This window comes from Longimicrobiaceae bacterium (assembly GCA_035936415.1).
Lineage (GTDB): Bacteria > Gemmatimonadota > Gemmatimonadetes > Longimicrobiales > Longimicrobiaceae > JAFAYN01.
In genome coordinates, this window is sequence record DASYWD010000302.1 from 23,863 (window position 1) to 41,966 (window position 18,104).

General features: G+C 67.9%; 10 protein-coding genes. 5 read left to right on the forward strand and 5 right to left on the reverse strand.

The window, feature by feature from the left end; all coding sequences use genetic code 11:
* Nucleotides 1-175: 175 nt before the first annotated feature.
* Nucleotides 176-721 (reverse strand): hypothetical protein, encoded by a 546-nt coding sequence (locus VGR37_12520; GenBank protein ID HEV2148220.1) that lies wholly within the window; start codon nucleotides 719-721, stop codon nucleotides 176-178.
* Nucleotides 722-2,458: 1,737 nt separating this feature from the next.
* On the reverse strand, nucleotides 2,459-3,580 hold the full coding sequence (locus VGR37_12525) for a MobA/MobL family protein (GenBank protein ID HEV2148221.1): 1,122 nt from the start codon (nucleotides 3,578-3,580) through the stop codon (nucleotides 2,459-2,461).
* A 552-nt stretch (nucleotides 3,581-4,132) separates the two neighbouring features.
* Between VGR37_12525 and VGR37_12530 the strand changes: the two genes are divergently transcribed.
* Both VGR37_12530 and VGR37_12535 read left to right on the forward strand, forming a co-directional pair.
* A complete protein-coding gene (locus VGR37_12530; protein HEV2148222.1) occupies nucleotides 4,133-4,330 on the forward strand; it encodes a hypothetical protein in 198 nt (65 codons plus the stop codon).
* Between the two features lie 935 nt (nucleotides 4,331-5,265).
* Nucleotides 5,266-5,799: a hypothetical protein gene (locus VGR37_12535; protein HEV2148223.1), complete on the forward strand. Its 534-nt coding sequence runs from the start codon at nucleotides 5,266-5,268 to the stop codon at nucleotides 5,797-5,799.
* On the opposite strand, the gene VGR37_12540 is transcribed toward VGR37_12535, so the two are convergent.
* Both VGR37_12540 and VGR37_12545 read right to left on the reverse strand, forming a co-directional pair.
* On the reverse strand, nucleotides 5,785-7,170 hold the full coding sequence (locus VGR37_12540; protein HEV2148224.1) for an IS5 family transposase: 1,386 nt from the start codon (nucleotides 7,168-7,170) through the stop codon (nucleotides 5,785-5,787). The two genes, VGR37_12535 and VGR37_12540, sit on opposite strands and share 15 nt — an antisense overlap.
* A 601-nt stretch (nucleotides 7,171-7,771) precedes the next feature.
* Entirely contained in the window at nucleotides 7,772-9,403 is a 1,632-nt protein-coding gene (locus tag VGR37_12545) for a GNAT family N-acetyltransferase (protein HEV2148225.1), read from the reverse strand.
* A gap of 419 nt (nucleotides 9,404-9,822) precedes the next feature.
* Here VGR37_12545 and VGR37_12550 point away from each other — a divergent pair, with 419 nt between their 5' ends.
* Genes VGR37_12550 through VGR37_12560 form a run of 3 tightly spaced genes read left to right on the forward strand, consistent with a single transcriptional unit; the run spans nucleotide 9,823 to nucleotide 17,863 of the window.
* Nucleotides 9,823-12,330, forward strand: a complete 2,508-nt coding sequence (locus tag VGR37_12550; GenBank protein HEV2148226.1) for a hypothetical protein — start codon at nucleotides 9,823-9,825, stop codon at nucleotides 12,328-12,330.
* Nucleotides 12,327-15,968: a helicase-related protein gene (locus VGR37_12555; GenBank protein ID HEV2148227.1), complete on the forward strand. Its 3,642-nt coding sequence runs from the start codon at nucleotides 12,327-12,329 to the stop codon at nucleotides 15,966-15,968. Before VGR37_12550 ends, VGR37_12555 begins: the two co-directional genes overlap by 4 nt.
* Before the next feature lie 29 nt (nucleotides 15,969-15,997).
* On the forward strand, nucleotides 15,998-17,863 hold the full coding sequence (locus tag VGR37_12560) for a hypothetical protein (protein ID HEV2148228.1): 1,866 nt from the start codon (nucleotides 15,998-16,000) through the stop codon (nucleotides 17,861-17,863).
* A 120-nt stretch (nucleotides 17,864-17,983) separates the two neighbouring features.
* Here the strand turns inward: VGR37_12560 and VGR37_12565 are convergent.
* Nucleotides 17,984-18,104 (reverse strand): IS5/IS1182 family transposase (locus VGR37_12565; GenBank protein ID HEV2148229.1); only part of this gene is annotated, 121 nt, incomplete at its 5' end.

The window sequence follows — 18,104 nt, forward strand, 5'->3', positions numbered from 1 at the left end:
GGTCATTGGCGGAAGAGGTGGGAGCCCTCGTCCCCAGCGGCGTCGGCGAGGCACACGCTGGGCGGGAGCAGGCAAGGATGGAACGGCGACGGCGAGGGCACACCTTCGCCGGGCGGCCGGCGCGGGGGCCGCGGCACGCCGCGACCCGTGTGGCGCCGGACGCCGGGTGGGGGCGCTAGAGGGCGACGAGGGCGCGGATCAGCGGGACGAGCTGCTCCAGCGTCTCGCGCTGCCCCTGCAGGCGGTCGAAGATCGACGTCATCGGCCGCAGCGACTGCCACAGCGGCTCCAGCCTCGCCTCGTCGCTGCTTCCGGGAGCCGGGGTGATCGCGTTGAAGTACAGGTCCGCCGCCGCGAGCAGCTCCAGTGCGTTCGGCGGCAGCACGCGCACGAGATCGTCCGCGCGCGCTGCTGCGCCCCTGGGGGAGCTCCCGCGGATCAGGATCGTGTAGGCGTCGGGGAAGTGCTCCTGCTGGGTGCGGCACTTCTCCAGCATGCGGCGGATGGTCTCGCGGTCCAGCCGGGTGCGGTACTTCACTTCCAGGAGCCGGGCGGAGCCCTCCGGCGGGAGGAGAAGAAGATCGGGCAGGAGGCGCAGCTCCGGCCCGAGGCTGAGCGCGTCGTAGCTGGCCCAGTCCCGCAGGGTCAGTGAGGGGATGAGCGCCTCAATTGAGGTGGGGACGACCAGGTAGCCCGACTGGCGTAGCAGGCAGTGGATCATGGTCTGGGCAACGGAGCCTTTGACCGAGTTGAGGAATTCCAACGGACGAACCTCCAGGAAATTGAGGGGTGTTCCGGTCCGGGCTGTTCCGTGTAGGGGATTGGACCGGGTAAACGGACGGGATGTCCGTTCTGCCCCTCTTCTTCTTCAGGTCAGTCCGGGTATCTGAGGCAGGTGCGGGCTCTTAGATGAGTAGCTCGGCGGGTGCAATCGTTCTTCTCGCCTTGAACGGACCGCCCGCAGGCCGTTCCCTCTCGCCAGACGGCTGGCACCTACCACCCGACGTGGCGCTGGGATGCGCCTCATCGACGAGCACTGCGAGGAGTACGGAGTCGAGCCGATCTCCTGCGTACACGTTGTGTGGTGGGTCTGGTGGTTCAACCACCAGCGCCTTCTGGAGCCATTCGGGTACGTTCCGCAGGTGGAGTACGAGAAGGCACTTTACCCCGTCAGGAGACCCGAATCCTGTGCCGGCACTCACGTTTGGGGGCGCCAGAAAAGCCCGGCGCATTTCACATCACGCAGCCTCACTGGCGCGACTATCGCGAGCATCGTCCAGCCGCCTGCGGAGGCTCTCCACCAGCGGCTCCAGGATGTCCAGCACCTCCCCGGCCTCCGCCGCGCTAAGCGCGTGGGGATCGGGGCACCGGAGGATCTCGACGCCCCCGCGGTCGCTCCCCCGGAGTGTGTACTTCGACCGCGCCCTCCGCCCTGCAGGCGCAGGGCTCTGTTGCCGCCCATGGATCGCATTCCGTAGCGCCTGGACCCTCGAGTCGGGGCTCCTTCGCGCCGCCGCTCGGAGCAGGCTGGCTTTCGAAAGAGCATTCACGTCGTGAACCGAGAGGCCGTTCGTCTCCAGGAACGCCAGAGGGAAGGCCTGGCCGATGGTGAGCCGTTCCGACGTCTTGCCCACACCAGGGGAGTTCCGCCGCGAGTTCGTCCACGGTGACCTCCCTGCCCTCCTCCTGCTCCACCTCCGCGCGCATCCGGACGGCGAAGAGGCTTTCCTCGAGCGCGCTCCATTTCACGTCGGTGTTCGAGGCCGCCGCCATCGCCATCGCACGGCGGGGGTCCACGTGCTGGAACCGCACCGGCGCAGTCACAGGCCTGCCCTCCCTCCGTTCGATCTCCTCCATGGCCCAATAGCGCCGCACGCCGCTGACGAGCTGCACGGTGCCACCCTCCATGCGCACCACCAGGGGATCGCAGAGGTCGCGTAGCTGGACGCTCCGCACGAGGCGCTCAAAGTCGGGATCCGGCCTGAGGTGCGGGGGGCGGATGCGGGGATGCCACGCCGGGATCCGAATGACCCGGATCGGGAGCTGGTACGTCCTGTCCTCCGCGAAATCTTCTGTCCTGCGGGAGCCGACTGGCTGCGGGGGCGAGCCCCGGTCGTCGCTGAAAAGGATCTGCTGCCCGGTCATTTGGATGCTCCTCGATGAAGTGAGGCAGGGAGGTGGGTCCTGGCTGCCTACTTCCAGCATACCCCGGTTGCAGCCCCACCAGACTGGGGCGACGCCGACCTCGAATGGGAGGGTGCCCGGACACGCTTCCGGGGCTGCACGGAGCGACGTGAACCGTTCCCCGTGGCTTCCGTCGGGGCGTTCACAGCGTGAACGACAGCCCAGTGAGCGAGCCGCACCGTGCTACTCGCAACACGCACCCCCCGGCCATCGTCGGCCGGGGGGTGCGTGTCTCCGCGCAGAAAGCCGCGCAGTCCTGTGTGCGCCGGCCACCTCAGCGGCCGAGCCCAGTCGACAGGTCGGGGCTCCGGCTCGCCCGCTCCACCTCCTGCGGATGGGCCTCGCGCAGCAGCTCCCTTGCTGGGCTGGGCAGAGCGACCACGGCCTTCCTCAGGTCCGTGACCCCGCCCACCTGCCTCATGAGCCGGGTGTGGCGAGACACGTAGTCGCCGTACTCGTGGGAGTCGATTGAGGGTGCGCGGGCGATCAGCTCGTCCAGTTCCGCGAGGCGGAGCAGGCGCAGGCGCAAGCTGCGGATCAGGGGGTCGCGCGCGATCCGCGCCCGGTTGCGCTGGTGAACCACTGCGCTCTCCGCGCGGATGCGGTCGTTCGCGGCAGCCACCTCCGACTCCGGTGGCGCGTTCACCCGCGCCGCCTTCCTGCGCTGGGCGGTGACCGCCGGTCCCTCGTGCTGCATGGGGCGCGGCACCTCCAGGCGCTCCAGGCCCTCCCGCGTGCGTTCGGCGTTCAGGCCGGCGTAGATCTCCCGGTAGGTGCGGTGGTCCCAGCGCTCGTGCTGGACACCCATCGCCGCGAACGCCCGGTTCGACTCCATACAGAGGTGGGCGCGAAGCTCGTTCAGGTACGCTCCGCATGCGGCGCGGTCCTGGAACAGCGGCACCTTGAAGGAGGAGAACGTCCCGTCGTCGCGCACCTTCCGATCGGTGGACATCGCGTGGCAGTGCCAGTTGCGCTCATCCCCCTCCTCGCCGGGAGCGTGGAGGCTGATCTGCACCGCGACGCCCAGGTCTCCACGGAGCTTCCGCCCGATCCCCAGCGCGATTTCTTTGCGAACCTGCTGCCACTCGGGCGCATTCCCGCCCGGCAGGTCGAAGCGGAACTCTCGCGCCTCGACGGCGTTACTGGCCGCCTCGGCATCCTGCGCGGTGCTCCAGAGCTCCGTGAGCGCTGCCGCGATGCGGTCGTCGCGACGCATGCTCCAGCCGACCAGGTGCGTCTCCAGAACACCGCGCCGCCGGGAGAAGTCATGGACCTCCCCATGGTGGTCAGTGACGGCAGCACCAGCCCGGTAGGCGCTCGCCCGTGCGGCGTTGTGGCCATCGGAGCGGGAGAAGGCGCGCAGGCGGGTCGAGGGGACGGTGGGTAGGATGAGCACGGAAAATCCTTTGGGGCTGGAATCGGGACGGAGTCGGAAGGTGGGGGATAAATCGATTCTGCAGCGTGGCGAATCCGTCGTAATCGAATTCGGTTCCTCTGTGCGCCCTTACTCCCGGTTTTCGATTTCGCGGTCCTCGCTGCTTGGCCGCAGATAACACGGCGTCGCGGATCCATCCGCCGGGGTATGCAAGAAAGGAGGGATCACCCAGGCATACCCCGCACCCACCAGGAGCAGTCGATGACGCCCGACCAGAGCTCGCAGCCCACCCCTCAGCTCGCCCGCAGCTCCGACGTACCGAGCCAGGCCACAGCCCGCCCAGGGGATGGACCGAAGCGGAGGGGACGCCCCAAGGGCCTACCCGCCGCAGAGCAAGCGCGGCGCGCGCGGGAGCAGGCTGAGCGTTACGCAGCAAGAGCTGACGAACTGGAGAGACGCGCGGCGGAGGAGGAGGAAAGGAGGCAGGAGCAGGCCGCAACGCAGGCGCGGCGGGAGGCGAAGCGGAGGGAAAACGAGGAGAAGAGGCGCGAGAGGAACATACGGGACCGGAGGATGGTCCTCGGGACGGCGCTGGACCACATTCTCGAGGACTGGTCCGACCGGGTGAGCGCGGGAGACAAGGCGGCCGAGCAGAACTTCCGCACCATGATGCGGATGATCGCAGGTTGTGTACACGAAGCTCGGGCGCGTAAGCTGCTCGGTCTGCAACCGCTGCCAGACGGCAGGGCCGCCGGGCCGTTCACGTCGTGAATGGCCGGCCCCTACTCCCTCTCGTGCTCCGTGAGCTCTGTGGGTTCTCTAAACTCTGTCGCTGATCCTCTCTAAAGTTTGTCGTCGTCCGGGGTCCCGCTGACCCATAGCTTTCCGCCGTTCCGCAGGGGGGATGAACCCGGGCCGGAGGCGGAGGAGGATGCTTCGGATGATCGACCGACACGCCGTACACGCCCTGCTGAAGGCGGGGCAGCCCACGAAGGACATTGCGCTGCAGATGGGCGTGACGCAGCGCACCATCCAGCGCATCGCGCAGGAGCCGCCGGTACAGGCGGCGGAGGAGGCCGAGGCGAGGCGCCTGCGCGGACTGGGCCGGCCTCCTGTCCCGGAGGCGGTGCGCCGACGCCTGCGGGAGCTGATCGCGGCCGGTCCAGAGGCCCCGCAGCTGGAGTTGCTGCGCCAGCTGCGCGAGGAGGGGATTGCGCTGGGGGAGAGCACCTTCTACCGGATCTTCCGCCTGGAGAAGGCGGCGCTGCCGGCGGAGCTGATGGTGCGCTTCGAGGGCGTAGCCGGAGAGTTCGCCCAGTTCGACTTCGGCCAGACGGAGGTGCGCCTCCTAGACGGGCGCACGCAACGGATCCACTTCGCGGCGTACCGGCTGAAGTACTCGCGCTGGGTGTGGGTGGTCCTCGTCCCCGACGAGCGCGTGGAGTCGCTGGTGCGCGCGCTGCTGGCCGCCTTCGAGCAGTCAGGCGGAGTGCCGCTGCGCGTGGTCTTCGACAACCCCAAGACGGTCGTGCTGGGGCGCGACGTCCACGGCCGGCCGATCTGGAACGCGACGCTGGCGCAGGCAGCCATCGACCTTGGCTTCACCATCGAGCTGTGCACGCCGCGCACGCCGCAGCAGAAGGGCGCGGTGGAGAACCTGGTGGGCTGGGTCAAGAAGAGCTTCTTCCGCGCGCCGCTTCGCCGAGGTGGAGCACGACCTGCCGCGGCAGCTCACCGAGTGGCTCCTGGGCGTCAACGAGGAGCGCCCCTCGCGCGCCACGAAGCAGATCCCGGCCGAGCGCCTGCGTGCCGAGCGCGAGCGGATGAAGCCGCTCTCCATCCCACCGGCCGAGTACGGGCTGCGCTTTCCTGTGCAGGTGGGCCCCACCGCGCTGGTGGAGCACCAGGGGATCCGCTACGCCATGCCCGCCGGGGCGTGCGGGCTGCCGGCCACGCTGCACCTGTACCCGGACCGGGTGCGCATCACCACGGCGGGGGCTCGCTTCGAGGCCACGCACCCGCGCTTCCCCCGGCAGGGCAGGACCAGCTACCTGGCCGGCCAGCGCGCCGAGCAGCTCGCCGCGGTGGCCGGTGCCCGCAAGCGGCTCTACTTCATGCGCGAGCGCATCCTGGAGCTGGGTCCCATCGGCGAGAGCTACCTGACCGAACTGATCCACGCCCGCCCCTTCACCTGGAAGGCCGACGTGGAGCGGCTCTTCGCCCTCCTAGAAGGCTGTTGAAGAAGTCGCTCTTCTGAGTTGAGTTGCGCGTAGCTGGCGTGCCGGTCGCCTCCGAGCGATGACAGAGGAAGGCGTCCAGCGAAGGGACCGGCGGACGGAAGAAGGGGTGCGGGAGCGGGCCTGGAGGCTCCCGCGCCTTGTCCGGCCCCGGAAAGCGGCCAGCCGCTTTAGGCTCTGCACGATCCCGACAAGGTCCGCCTGCACTTGCACGCGTTCACAGCCTCTGCCGCGTGCCCGGGCCATCCCGTGCCGGGTCTTTGCCTCGGCGAAGGTGTGCTCACTGCGGATGCGCAACTTGCGGCTGACCGCGTAGCCGCGGCTGCGGTGCAGGGAGCGCACTCGGTTGCGGGCCTGCGCCTGGCGCACCTTCTCGCGCCGGCGCCGCTGCGTTGCCAGATCAGAGGTGCGACGCTTCCAGGTCGGAACCACCTCGGGCTCCGGGCTGGCCTGCAGCGGCACGTGGGGGAGGACCACCCGCTCCAGCATGTCGGCGGCGAACGAGCCAATCCCGTAGCCCGCGTCCAGACTGGCCACCTCCGGCCGGTTCGGCAGCGCCAGGGCCTCTTTCTTCTCCAGCACCTCGTCGAGCATCGCCAAGGCGACCTCCCGCTCGGCGGAGGAGTGGGCTCGGCTGACCTTGCGACGCAGGATCACGCGGCTCTTCGTGTCGATCAAGTCGTGCAGCAGATAGCACAGCCGCGTCTCTTTCCCCTTCTCCTTGCGGTAGAGCCGCGCCTGGGGATCGCTCGTGGAGCGGTGCGTCTGGTTGCTGTACTTGACCCCGTGCCCGCTCCACGCCCCTTGGGGCTGCGGCTCCTTCGCACGGCCTCCGCCCGGCGGCGGGTCCGGATCCTCTTCCGGCGGGATCGGCGTGAGGTCCGGCTTCGGCTCCAGGGGCGCCAGGCTCTTCATACTTGCGTTGGCCTGCACCTGCGTGCCGTCGATCGAGACGTGCCGCCCCGAGACCAGCCCCGCTTCAGCGCACTGGCGTACCACCTGGTCGAAGACTCGTTCGAAAACGCCCGCCTCCGCCCAGCGCTCCTTGAGCTTGGAGAGCGTGGAGTGGTCCGGCACCGGGTCGTGCAGGTTGAGCCGGCAGAACCAGCGCATCCCCACGTGCATGCCGATCTCTTCGCACAGCTCCCGGTCCGAGAGGTTGTAGAGCGTGCCCAGCAGCAGCATCCGGATGACCAACTCCGGATCGAGGCTTGGTCGTCCTCGACCTGCGCTGTAGCAGCCAGCGACCGCCCCGCGCACGAACGAGAGGTCGAGCACCGCGTTGAGCTTGCGAAGGCGATGATCCGCCGGGACCAGAGCCTCCAAGTCCACCATCTGGAACAGCGCCGGTTGGGAGTCGTTGCGTCCGAGCATGCGCAGCAGGCAAGGAGGGGAGGGCGGTCCGGGCTGGCGCTCAATCTACTGCCGAGCCGCCCTCCTCGCCCGCTTTTTTCGACAGCCTTCTAGCGCCTGCACTTTCTGGTTCTCCTCCAATCGGGTCAGGTCCAGACCCGTAAGGACGCAGCCGCTCACATAGCAGTTCCGGCGATCGATCAGCAGCTCCCTGGCCACCTAATAACAGGCTGGTTTGAAGGCTCTGTTCAAGGTCAAGCCAGGAGAGCCAAACCGGGTCGGAAGACCCTCTCGCCCGCTGTGCTGACCCAGCCGGTGGAACACCTAAGGGTAGACGGCTTTTGGGGCTAACTTGACCTTGGTCCAGTGCTGGGTGGCCGAAGAACACACTTCAGGTGCCGTAATCGACAGTGTGCAGGCTGCTGCGCTACCGTCCCAAGGCTAAACTGAAGCCCAGCTTCCCTTGGGACGCAACAAACGAGGCCGACGCTCAGCAGGGTTCTCGAGATCTGGTGTGACACCTGTAACCAGTAGTAGCCTCTACACTCACGTCGAACCTCACAAATAAATCACCGCCTCAGCAGGATGCTCGTGCCTTGTTATTCCGCAACACAGGCGTAAATTAGCGCATTGGCGCGGCCGGAGCGGAAATCTCGTGCGCCGGGTAGTGCCGGCGTGGTGGGGCCAGCAGCTGCGTGTACTCGGCCCCGCCGAAGAGGCGGCTCTCCGTGGCGGTGGTGAGCTGTAGCACTGAGTCGGGCCGGAGAGCTGTGAGCACGTTCTCGGGGTTGGCGGTCGCGACGATGAGTGCAGCGCTGAGGCGGCGCGCGAGGTGCTGGGCGCGGTCGGCGACGAGACTAGCCGTAATCGGGTCCAAGTTGGCGCAGAACTCGTCGGCGATCCAGACGTTTGCGCCCTGCGCGAGAAGATCGGCCAGCATGGCACGATATTGCTGCCCAGCGGAGAGCTCAGCGAAGCGCTTCAGGTACACGAAGGCATCCGAGAGCCCAACCCAGCCGAGGAGTTCTAGGGCGGCGGCTACCCCCACACCGGGCGCGCTGAAATGCTCGATCAGAGGCTGCTGCGAGGCAAGCGGCCCTAGCACGGCGACCTTGACGCTGCGTGGGAACTTGAGCTTTCCCCCATTCGGGACAACCTGGGCACGGAGGGTCTCAATAAGTGTCGACTTGCCGGAGCCGGAAGCCCCAGTGATCAGCAGCACCTCTCCAGGGCCCACAGCAAAGCCTACGTCGCTGAGCACTGGCTGCTCGATCGGACCCTCCGTGAGCCCGAACGCCCGCTGGACTTCGATGGTGCGTTCGGTTCGGCCTGGGTCGCTGCGGCGGATAACGCTGAGTCCCTCTGCCACGACGGGCTCCGTGAGCGGCGTCGTCCCTGGCCGCCAGCGCTCCCGTGGCACTGAAAGTCCTAAGTCCTGGGCGCGGCGCCGCACCCAGCTGTCGACCTCCGGCGTGAGCCCCATCAGGTAGGTGGGCTTTGGGAGGCTGAGCAGAGTGCGGAAGACGTCGAGGTCGCCTGGCTTGCCGCCGTTCGCGAGGCTTGAGAGACGCTCCACCAGCTCGTCTGATGTGATTCCAAGCTGGTCTAAGAGCTCGGCCGCACGGTTCATCCGGTTGACCTGGATCTGCACGATCCCGTGCGTCTCGGGATCGAGGATGGACCTCTCGTTGACGCGCTCGCGGTTGCGGAGCAGATAGCCCATGTCCTTCGCAACACGGGCAAGGTTACCCTCCGTCTCCCCGATCCAGGTCATGCCGGCGGCTTCGGCAAAGGGTACGAACCGCAGCATGTCCGCGGAGATCTCAAGGAAGAGAGGTTTGAGTTGGCCCGACTGCCAGCGGGTCCGCGCAAACTCGGTCGCGTGCGCTACTAGGCGACGGCCCAGTCCAAGCCCGCGGAACTCCGGGTAGACCACGCAGCGAGCGATCCGCACCACGCGGTGCACGTGCCGCTTCTGCGCGGCGAGATCCCACATGTCCCACCGAACCCCGTGATGGTCGAACGGCGCGTCAAGAAAGCGGCTCCTCGCCTTGTTCATGTAAAACGGCGAGGTTAGCTCCACATACCCGATGATCGAGGGATAGAGCGGGTGGAAGGCGCGCACCACCAAGCGGGCTGTTCGGCCAAAAAGCGTCTCGTCCCGGTAGTGGAATCGTGTCAACGCCTGGTAGGAGCGGAACTCGTCCAGCTCGGTAATCTCCTTAACCACCAGCGAGAGGTCGAGGTCACCCATCTGGACTTGGTCTTCCCGAGAGTACGAGGGGGCAAGCTGGACTAGGTCTCCTCCATCGGCCACGAGCCAGGCATGGCCTTCCGTGTCCACGCGCACAATATTCCCCTCGGTCACACACGCCGAGCGTGGGAGGAGCAGCGAGGGGCCACCACGGAGTCGAACCCGCTTCAGGTGCTCGCCCACCCAGTGGATCGGGCCCACTGTGCCCTCGAAGGGCATGGGGGCAACTGCTGCAGGCGTGTCCATCGAAGTAGTGGGAACGGTACGGGGCACGGGCTTGTCTATTGGGGGAGCAGGATTGTCGGTCACAGGTAAGGTAGCACTCCTGAAGGGGAAGGACCAGGTGAGTCCTCCGGGTGTACGGCATGAACCAAGGGCATGGACCCCGGGAGCACCGCGAACCGTTCCGCACTGGCCAGATGAGCCGATCGCCGGGCATTGAGCCGTCTCGCTTCTCGACGCTGCCGGGCAGCGATGATCCACTGTTCGCACGGCTGTGGGTGGAGGACCGGCTGCGCTTCGGGACCGACGCTGCACCGGGGGATGCCTTCGATGAGGCGACTGCGCGCTTGGTGTGCGCCGCAGTCCGCGCACGTGGCCGGCTCGTCGTGATCCTCCCCGACGCCCTGGAGCAGCGCGCTCCTTTCCTCTTAGCCAGCGCACTCCTCCGGGACTGGTACGACCGTCATCGCGCTGGGCGGCACGCGTCTGCCCGCGAGCGCGTGCTCTACTTCGGTACGTCGGTCGGTATCCGGGACCAGCTGGCCCAGATCCGCGTCGCAGGGATGGGCACGGAGATCCAGCTCGCGGATGTCTTCCGCCAGCGGCACCTCGCGCGAACGGGTGGGAGTGCCGGTGCACGAGGTGCTGCGGCCGCGACGTCGGCCGTACCACTCCCGGAGGTCGTCACCGCGTACGCTCCCGCCGATGTGGCCGGGGTCTTCGACCGCGAAGCGCCCCAATGGGTCTTCCTCGACCTGACCACCGGACGGGCGCCCTGGGCCTTAGGCGTCCTGGCCGAGGCGGAGCGAAGGGGGCTGCCGGTCCTCGCCTGGACCTGCGACCGAATGGCGGAGTGGATCTCCTCCCTGGGCACCGAGATGTTGGTGTTCCGCTGGGCGCGCCGCCGCGGCAGCGAATCCGTACCCGACCGGCAGGCCACACGCCGCGACCCGTCCCTCCTCTTGAGCGTGAGGACAGCGGTCCTCACGCCCTGCGTATTGGCCGGGGAGGCCGCGCAGCAGATCGGCGAGCACCTCGGCCGGGCCACGGCCTCGCTCGTGCGAGCGGCCGCCGAGGCACCGTCCAGCTTCTACCGGGACGCGGTAGGCGTCCACTGGCAGTACCTCAGGGCGCTGGAGACGCTCTGTATCCCGCAGCTTCTCTACGAGTCCGAGGCGGCGCTTCTGTGGGGTGTCAAGCGGCTCCGGGATCTCAGCGCGGCGTGTGAGCGGTTCCGCGACTCTGCCCGGACGAGCCGACCTGGCCTCGTCCAACTGCTCGACGCGGCATCCTCCGCCCTCGAAGAGGCTCGCTCACTACTCTCCGAGCCCCCGCTCTGGCGCGCCGCGCGCGACACCGCGCTCTCTGCGCCGGCCGTCGACCGGCTCGTCATAGCCTTCGGGAACGCGGCGAGGAAGCGCCTCTTCAGCTATGCGCTACTCGCCGGCGCGAACGTGAGCGAGAGCGAGCTAGAAATGCGGGGCACGCGGCTGGCCACATTCTCCGAGCTGGATGGGCTCGACCCGCCGCCCGGCCGTGTTCTCTGCGTCGGATTGCCGCCGACCTCGGCGGGTAACCGAGCGCTGAGCTTGTTCTCAGCCGACTCGGTAGAGGTGCTCGTCCTCCCCCACCAGAGCGCCGCCCTTGGCGCGCGCGCGCGACACTGGGCCGACGTGCTCGGACCTGATCCTGCCCACAACGTGGCCACGGTGGCTGCCTTGGGCGGGGGGGTCGAGCTTGCGCTCGCGGATGCGAAGCCTGCGCTCCACATCGCGCCGGTCCGCTTTATAGAGGGCGGGGACGGAGGCTCGGCACGGACGACGGCGCCTACGGCCTCCTTTTCGCTGCCGACGCTGGACCCGGCCGCAGAGCTTGCCCGTCTCTTCGGTAACGGCGAAGACGAGGAATCGCCTGCCGTCGGCTCCGGGGCGGAGGACTCCGCGTCGCAGGAAGCGGGTAGTGGGGGGGGCGAGGTATGGAGCGACACAGCCGTGTCGCTCCGGTTCGAGGGCGGATGGTGGGCCGAGTTCGCCCCCGACGACCGCATCACCGTAGTTTTAGGTGGGGGACGAAGGGAGCTGGAGGAGCGGTTCGTCCGCGCGGTCCGGCCCGGGGACGCGGTGCTCGCCATGCCTGGCCAGCGGCGGCAGAGCCTCTATGGCCTCCTCGTCTCGCGCGTCCACCGGCACCCCGCGATCCAGCTGCACCTCACGCTGGTGGAGCGTTGGCATGCCGAGCTCTCCGAGGCATACGCCCGTGCTGCGCGGCAGTGGGTCGGCCCCGCAGACCTCTTGCTGCGCGAAATTCAGGCGCGCGGCAGCACGATCACGTCGACCATCACCATCCAGGCGTGGATCCGAGGCGCGATCCTCTGCCCACAGGACCCGAAGGATCTCTACCGCGTCTCGGAGGCGCTGGAGATGCCTTTCACTAATGAGCATCACCGCCAAATTTACGCCGCGGCTACCCGCCTGCGCGGCCTGCACCGGAGCCTTTCGCAGCGCATCGGACGCTGGCTCGATCAGCAGCTCTCAGGTGGCTACGCGGCCGACGACGCCGGCGACGACATTGATGCCGAATGGGGGGTGCGCTTCTCCGACTTTCGGGATTCACTTCTGCTCCTGCGCGCTGAGCAGACAGAGATCATCCCTGGACCCTTTTTGCGCGCCCGCCTCGGGCAATTCAACCGGGAGACCACACTGTGAGCAGCCGTTCCCCCTGGGGGCCGGCGGACGAGCAGACTCTGCTCGCCCGCTACCTAGCGCGCCGCGTCGCCGAGAACCTCTCCGGCCGAGCACAGGCCGAGTGCCTCGGCAACGCGCCACACGACGTCTATTTCGTGGGCAACCTACGTCCGCTCACGCACCCGGATCCGAACTCCCCGGGCGGCGCCGCGCGCGACGAGCTGCGGAGCAAGCTCGCGCCGATGGCGTTCGGAATGGACTTCGCGGTGCACCCGGACGACACCGACCGGCTTGAGACGGAGGTCCGCGTGGGGTGGTCGGTCTACTACCGCGTCTTCCCGGGCCGCGAGCAGCAGCGCCGCTACCAGATCGAGCGCTCCACGCTCGGTGGCTCGCCTGAGGCGCGGGTCGGGAGGAGCCGGGACGCCAGCGAGGAGAGCGCTGGGCGCGCCTACAGAGAAACCGTGCCCGCAGGCGCGCAAGCGGCCGAGGGCGGTGACCTCCCTTCGGGTGGGGTCCAAGCGGATGACGAGGATGAGGAAACCGCTGAGACCGTACCTGAGGCGGTCGAATCTCCGATTGACCGCCGCGCAAGCCGGCGTTCCAGCGACTCTCTCTTCAGCCGATGGCGCAAGATTGAGTGCGCGACTTCGGCCCTCGTGCGCGTCTACCGGGAGGGAGAGGTCTGGCGCGTTGATGCGGCGGTGCTTGAGGCCGCACTCGGGGCCGAGCTCCGGCGCGCCGAGGAGGTGGTGAAAGCCGATCCGGATGCGCTGCGCGCGCGGACGGTGGCCGCCCGCGTACAGGTGCCGGAGGACGTACTCTCCAGCGATGCGGCCTACCAAGCCTTCCTGACCACGCTGCGCACGCCGGTCGAGCCCCGCTGGGCGTGGAACCTTGAGACGAGCATCGGACCGAGCGCAGACGCGGGCAGTGGTCTCGTCCTCTCCGTGGTGCTCGCCAACGCGTCACCCGAGGAGCAGCAGAACGATTCCAACATCGAGCCCTTCTTCTTCGACGTCCACGCGCGGGCTGAGTTCCGCCAGGGCATGTCCGTCCCCTTCCGCCTCGACATGGCCCAGCGGGACTTCCGATACGACCCGCACCTCCCCGCACGCGGCTTCAACTGCGCGGTCGAGCCGGTTCAGGGCCGCGCCGGTGTGTTCCAGACCACGATGTGGCCCGTTTACTCGCAGCTGCGCTATGCGACTCGCACGCAGCCTACGGCCCGCTTTGCCGACTTGGAGCAGAACCCGGTGCCTGTTCTCGAGTCGATCACCACGTCGATGCGCGCCTCACTCCGCGACTGGGCGGACGCCGAGGCAGCGTACAGAAGGGACCCGACCTGGGCCGGAAGGCACGGCGCTGCATTCGAGGCCGACCGAGCAGCCTTCGAGGACGAGATCCGTAGGTTCGAGGCAGGCCTGGAGCTGATCCGCACCCAGGCCGACATCGCCGAGGCGTTCCGGCTCACCAACTCCGTCTTCCACCGCCTCGGTGACCATCCGGTGCCGGAGAAGCGGAAAGAGAGCTGGCGCCTGTTCCAGATCGTGTTCCTCGTCTCGCAGCTGCCGGGGATGGCTGCCCTGCTGCCGGGTGCGGGTCCGGCCGCGCTCCTCGAGCGTGAGAGCGTCGACATTGTCTACTTCCCCACTGGCGGCGGGAAGACCGAGGCCTACCTCGGCGTCATCGTGTTCCACTGCTTCTTTGACCGCTTCCGCGGCAAGCGCGCGGGGGTGACCGCCTGGACCCGCTTTCCGCTGCGGTTGCTCACCCTGCAGCAGACGCAGCGCATGGCCGACGTCATCGGCATTGCAGAACTGGTGCGCCGGGGCCATCAAGACGCTCGCCTCTCGGGAGCGGACATCGATCCTTTCGCAGTCGGCTACTTCGTTGGAAAGACCGGCTCACCTAACGAGCTGGTCTCGCCCACCTCTCCGAACGCCAAAGCGGAGGACCAAGTCACGTGGGCAAAGGCCTCCGACCCGATTGCCCGACAGGACTGGAAGCGCGTCGCCCGCTGCCCTGCGTGCCGCACCACAAGCGTGGAGGTCGACTTCGATGCGCAGGCGATCCGCATCCTCCACCGGTGCACGAACCAGGGGTGCCCCTTTCCGGGCGGCGTCCTCCCCGTGTACGTGGTCGACAACGATGCCTTCCGCTACTTGCCCGCGGTCATGGTCGGGACCATCGACAAGCTGGCCGGGCTCGGCAACCAGCGGCGGATTTCCCAGCTCTTCGGATTCGTGACGGGACGGTGCCCTGATCACGGATATCTCTCGGGCAACTGCTGTCAGAAAGGGTGCACCCAGCGGCGGCGTCTGCCGGCACCCCAAGGGCTCTCGGGCCCGACGCTCTTCGTCCAGGACGAGCTCCACCTCCTCAAGGAGGGGCTTGGCACCTTCGACGCTCATTACGAGACCTTCGCGCAGCGGCTCCTCGCCCGCTTCGGCCAGGACCGGCCGCTCAAGATCATCGCGTCCTCGGCGACGATCGAGGCGTTCGACCGGCAGGTGGAGCACCTCTACGGCCGGCCGCGCGACCGGGCGCGCATCTTCCCAGGGCCGGGGCCGGAGGCCGGTCACTCGTTCTACGCCGGCACTCAGGACTTCCCGCAGCGGCTGTACGTGGGCCTGATCCCCCACAACAAGACCATCTTCAACGCCGTGCTCGAGCTGCTCGAGCGATATCATCGGGAGGTCTCCCACCTCCAGCGCCTGCCTGCCGGCTCGCCCAACCCGTACGGAGGCCAATACCCGCCCGGGACGCCGCAGTGGGCCGCGCTGCTTGACCTCTATCAAACCTCGCTCACCTACTTCAACGCCACGCGGGAGCTGAACTCCTTCCGCACCGACGTGGAGGGTGACGTGAACCCGACGCTGGAGGGCGACGGCATAGGCCGGGTTGGGCTGTACGAGATGACGGGGTCGACGCCAACCGACGAAGTCTCCTCCACGCTCCAGCACCTCGAGACGGCTCAGCCCGGCGGCCAAGACGCCGTGCTCGCCACCAATATGGTGAGCCACGGCGTCGACGTGGACCGACTGAACGCAATGATCTTCTACGGGATGCCCCGCCAGAATGCGGAGTACATCCAGGCATCCAGCCGTGTGGGCCGCTCGCACGTAGGCATCGTCTTCGTCTGTCTCCATCCGGCGCGCGAGCGGGACCGGAGCCACTTCGCCTACTTCACGAAGTACCACGAGTTCGTGGGCAAGCTGATCGAGCCGGTGGCGATAAACCGCTGGGCAAAGTTCAGCGTCGAGCGCACGCTGCCGGGCCTCTTCATGGCCACACTGCTCCAAGACATCGCCAACCACTCGGGCGAGGCGAACCCGAACGTCTTCTACATGCTGAACGCGCTCCGCCAGCGGATCACCGATGGGCGGCTACGGGCGGAGCAGTTCCTCCCTCTGCTTGAGGACGCCTACCTCGTTTCCGCCCCCGCGAACCCGACCGAGGAGGCCGTGCGCACCGAGATCCAGCGCCGGGTCCGGCTGTTCCTCGATCAGATCGTGACGGCCGACCCCGCCAAGCTGTTCGTCTCCGACGCCCTGCGTCCCGGCGCGCTGACCAGCCTCCGGGATGTCGACGAAACCGTCCCCATTGAGCTCGACACAGACGGCGCCGTCTGGGCCCGCGCCGCCGCCCGGGTTTGACCGACCGCCACCCCCGATCCGGACCTGCTATGGCTCTCAGCATGGCGCGCGGCAAGCGCCAAATCCTCTTCGACTTCCTCCCGGGCCGCACGTTCGACTTTGAGCGTGTCGCCACGATCGCACGCGTCACCGAGGTGCGCGGGACACCGCGCACGGACGTCAACCCGCAGTTGCTGCTCCGCCGCGTGGCGGAGGCCGCAGGCGCATGGGACCCTGCCTTCAGGCCGGGGCTCACCGACCAGGCACTCGCGGACGCCGGCCGATTCGTGTTCCTCGATCCCACGGAAGTGCGCTCGGAACTGTACCCGAGGGTCTTCTGGTGCCAGAACCGATCCTGCGGCCGGGTCGTGGATGCCACGAACAGCACACACGCTCTGCCCACGCGCTGCTCCGCATGCCGGAGTCGGCTTGCCCAGGTGCGCTGGATCCGGGTGCACCGCTGCGGGACGATCGAGCCGCTTCGGCCGCCCTCGTGCCCCAACTGTCACAACGCCAGCCGGATCTTCTTCGACACGCGCGGCAGCGAGCGTATCTCTGAATTCATCTGGGGATGCCGGCAGTGTCGGTGGACCCAGAAGGTCATCGACCGGGTCGGGAACTGCTCATCTTGCACCTGGCCCAACCCGGACTTCCGCCGGATGCGCATCGACGTGCACCGTGCAGGGACGACGTTCTATGCTCAGCGGACCGTCGTGGTGAACGTGCCGCATCGCGACTACGATGTCCTGCTCGCCACGCCCGGCTGGTGGGCCTTCGCGGCCGCGCGCTTTCTCGGCGTTCCGCCCTTCGACGTGCGCCGCCTGGCGGACCTTCCACGCCAGAGCGTGGCCGACCCGGCGGACCAGCGCGCCAACGTCTCGAACCGGGAGCTCAGCGAGCTTCTCCGGCAGTTCGAGGCCGGTCTCATGGACCCGGCCGTCGCCATGGCGCGCCTGCGCGAAGCCCAGCAAGCCGGGGCCGCCGCCGCCGCCCAGGCGACCCCGCAGGCGGTCGCCTCTCAGGTGGTCGAGGCGAGCGGGGTGGGGGCGTCCGTGTGGGAGGAGAGCGCTCAGGAATTCCTTGAATTTGTGGCACCGCACGAGACCGGCCGGCCCCGGGACCTCAGCGACCCGACCATCGACGATGCAACACGTACAACGGCCGCATCCCTCGGCCTCGCTGGGATCGACTTGATTGCGGACTACCCGATCTTAACGGCAGTCTTCGGTTTCAGTCGGTCGGAGTATGCACCCAACGAGTGCTACCTCCTGCCCTTCGCCGGGGGCAGGGAACATGGCGGACGCTTTCCGATCTTCGTCGACGAGGTGCAGGCCGACGCGCTCCTGCTGCGCCTCGATCCGGCCCGGGTGCTCCGATGGATGGCTGCCAACCACCGCGCGCCCACGCTCCCGGGAGGAACGAATCCAGCGGTTGCCGCGCGCGGGTACTTCGCGCAGGTGTTCTCCGGCATGCGGACGAACCAAACGCTCAGTGGCGTGACGCAAGCTGAGGCGAGGATGGTGTTTGGACTTCTCCACACGTTCTCCCACCTCGCCATCCGGCACGCCGCACTGCTATGCGGGCTGGATCGCACCAGCCTATCGGAGTACATGCTGCCGCGCACGCTCACCGCAGGGATCTACTGCAATCACCGTTTTGGTGCGACGATCGGAGCGCTCACGGCGCTCTTCGAGCAGTCGATGGCCGAGTGGCTCGGCCAGATCGCGTCGGAGCGGCGCTGTGCCTATGACCCGGTGTGCTCAGCCACAACGGGCAGTTGCCACGCCTGCTCCCACCTGGCCGAGACGAGCTGCCGCGCGTTCAACCTCAACCTCAACCGCGCGTTTCTCTTCGGAGGAACGGATCCCCAGCTGGGCGAGATCCCGGTGGGCTACCTCGATCCTTCGCTCGGATGACCCTGTCGGGCATCCGGCCGCCCGAGCTGGTCATCACGACTCCGGAGGCCTACGGCGTGGACCTCGCGACCCGCACGGGATGTCGGCTCACCCTGGGGGTCCTAGGGTGTGTCTGACGGATCAGAGCCAGAGCACAATGCAGGCAAGAAGCACCCCGGCCAGGTAGTTGTAGCCGCGCTTATCGTAGCGAGTGGCAACCGCGCGGAAGTCCTTGAGGCGGTTGATGCAGCGCTCGACCACG

Excerpts from the sequence above, each read along its gene's own strand:
- VGR37_12520 (HEV2148220.1), bottom strand. The coding sequence starts at position 721 with ATGATCCACTGCCTGCTACGCCAGTCGGGCTACCTGGTCGTCCCCACC.
- VGR37_12530 (HEV2148222.1), top strand. The coding sequence starts at position 4,133 with ATGGTCCTCGGGACGGCGCTGGACCACATTCTCGAGGACTGGTCCGAC.
- VGR37_12540 (HEV2148224.1), bottom strand. The coding sequence starts at position 7,170 with ATGCTCGGACGCAACGACTCCCAACCGGCGCTGTTCCAGATGGTGGAC.
- VGR37_12545 (HEV2148225.1), bottom strand. The coding sequence starts at position 9,403 with ATGGGTGACCTCGACCTCTCGCTGGTGGTTAAGGAGATTACCGAGCTG.
- VGR37_12550 (HEV2148226.1), top strand. The coding sequence starts at position 9,823 with ATGAGCCGATCGCCGGGCATTGAGCCGTCTCGCTTCTCGACGCTGCCG.
- VGR37_12560 (HEV2148228.1), top strand. The coding sequence starts at position 15,998 with ATGGCTCTCAGCATGGCGCGCGGCAAGCGCCAAATCCTCTTCGACTTC.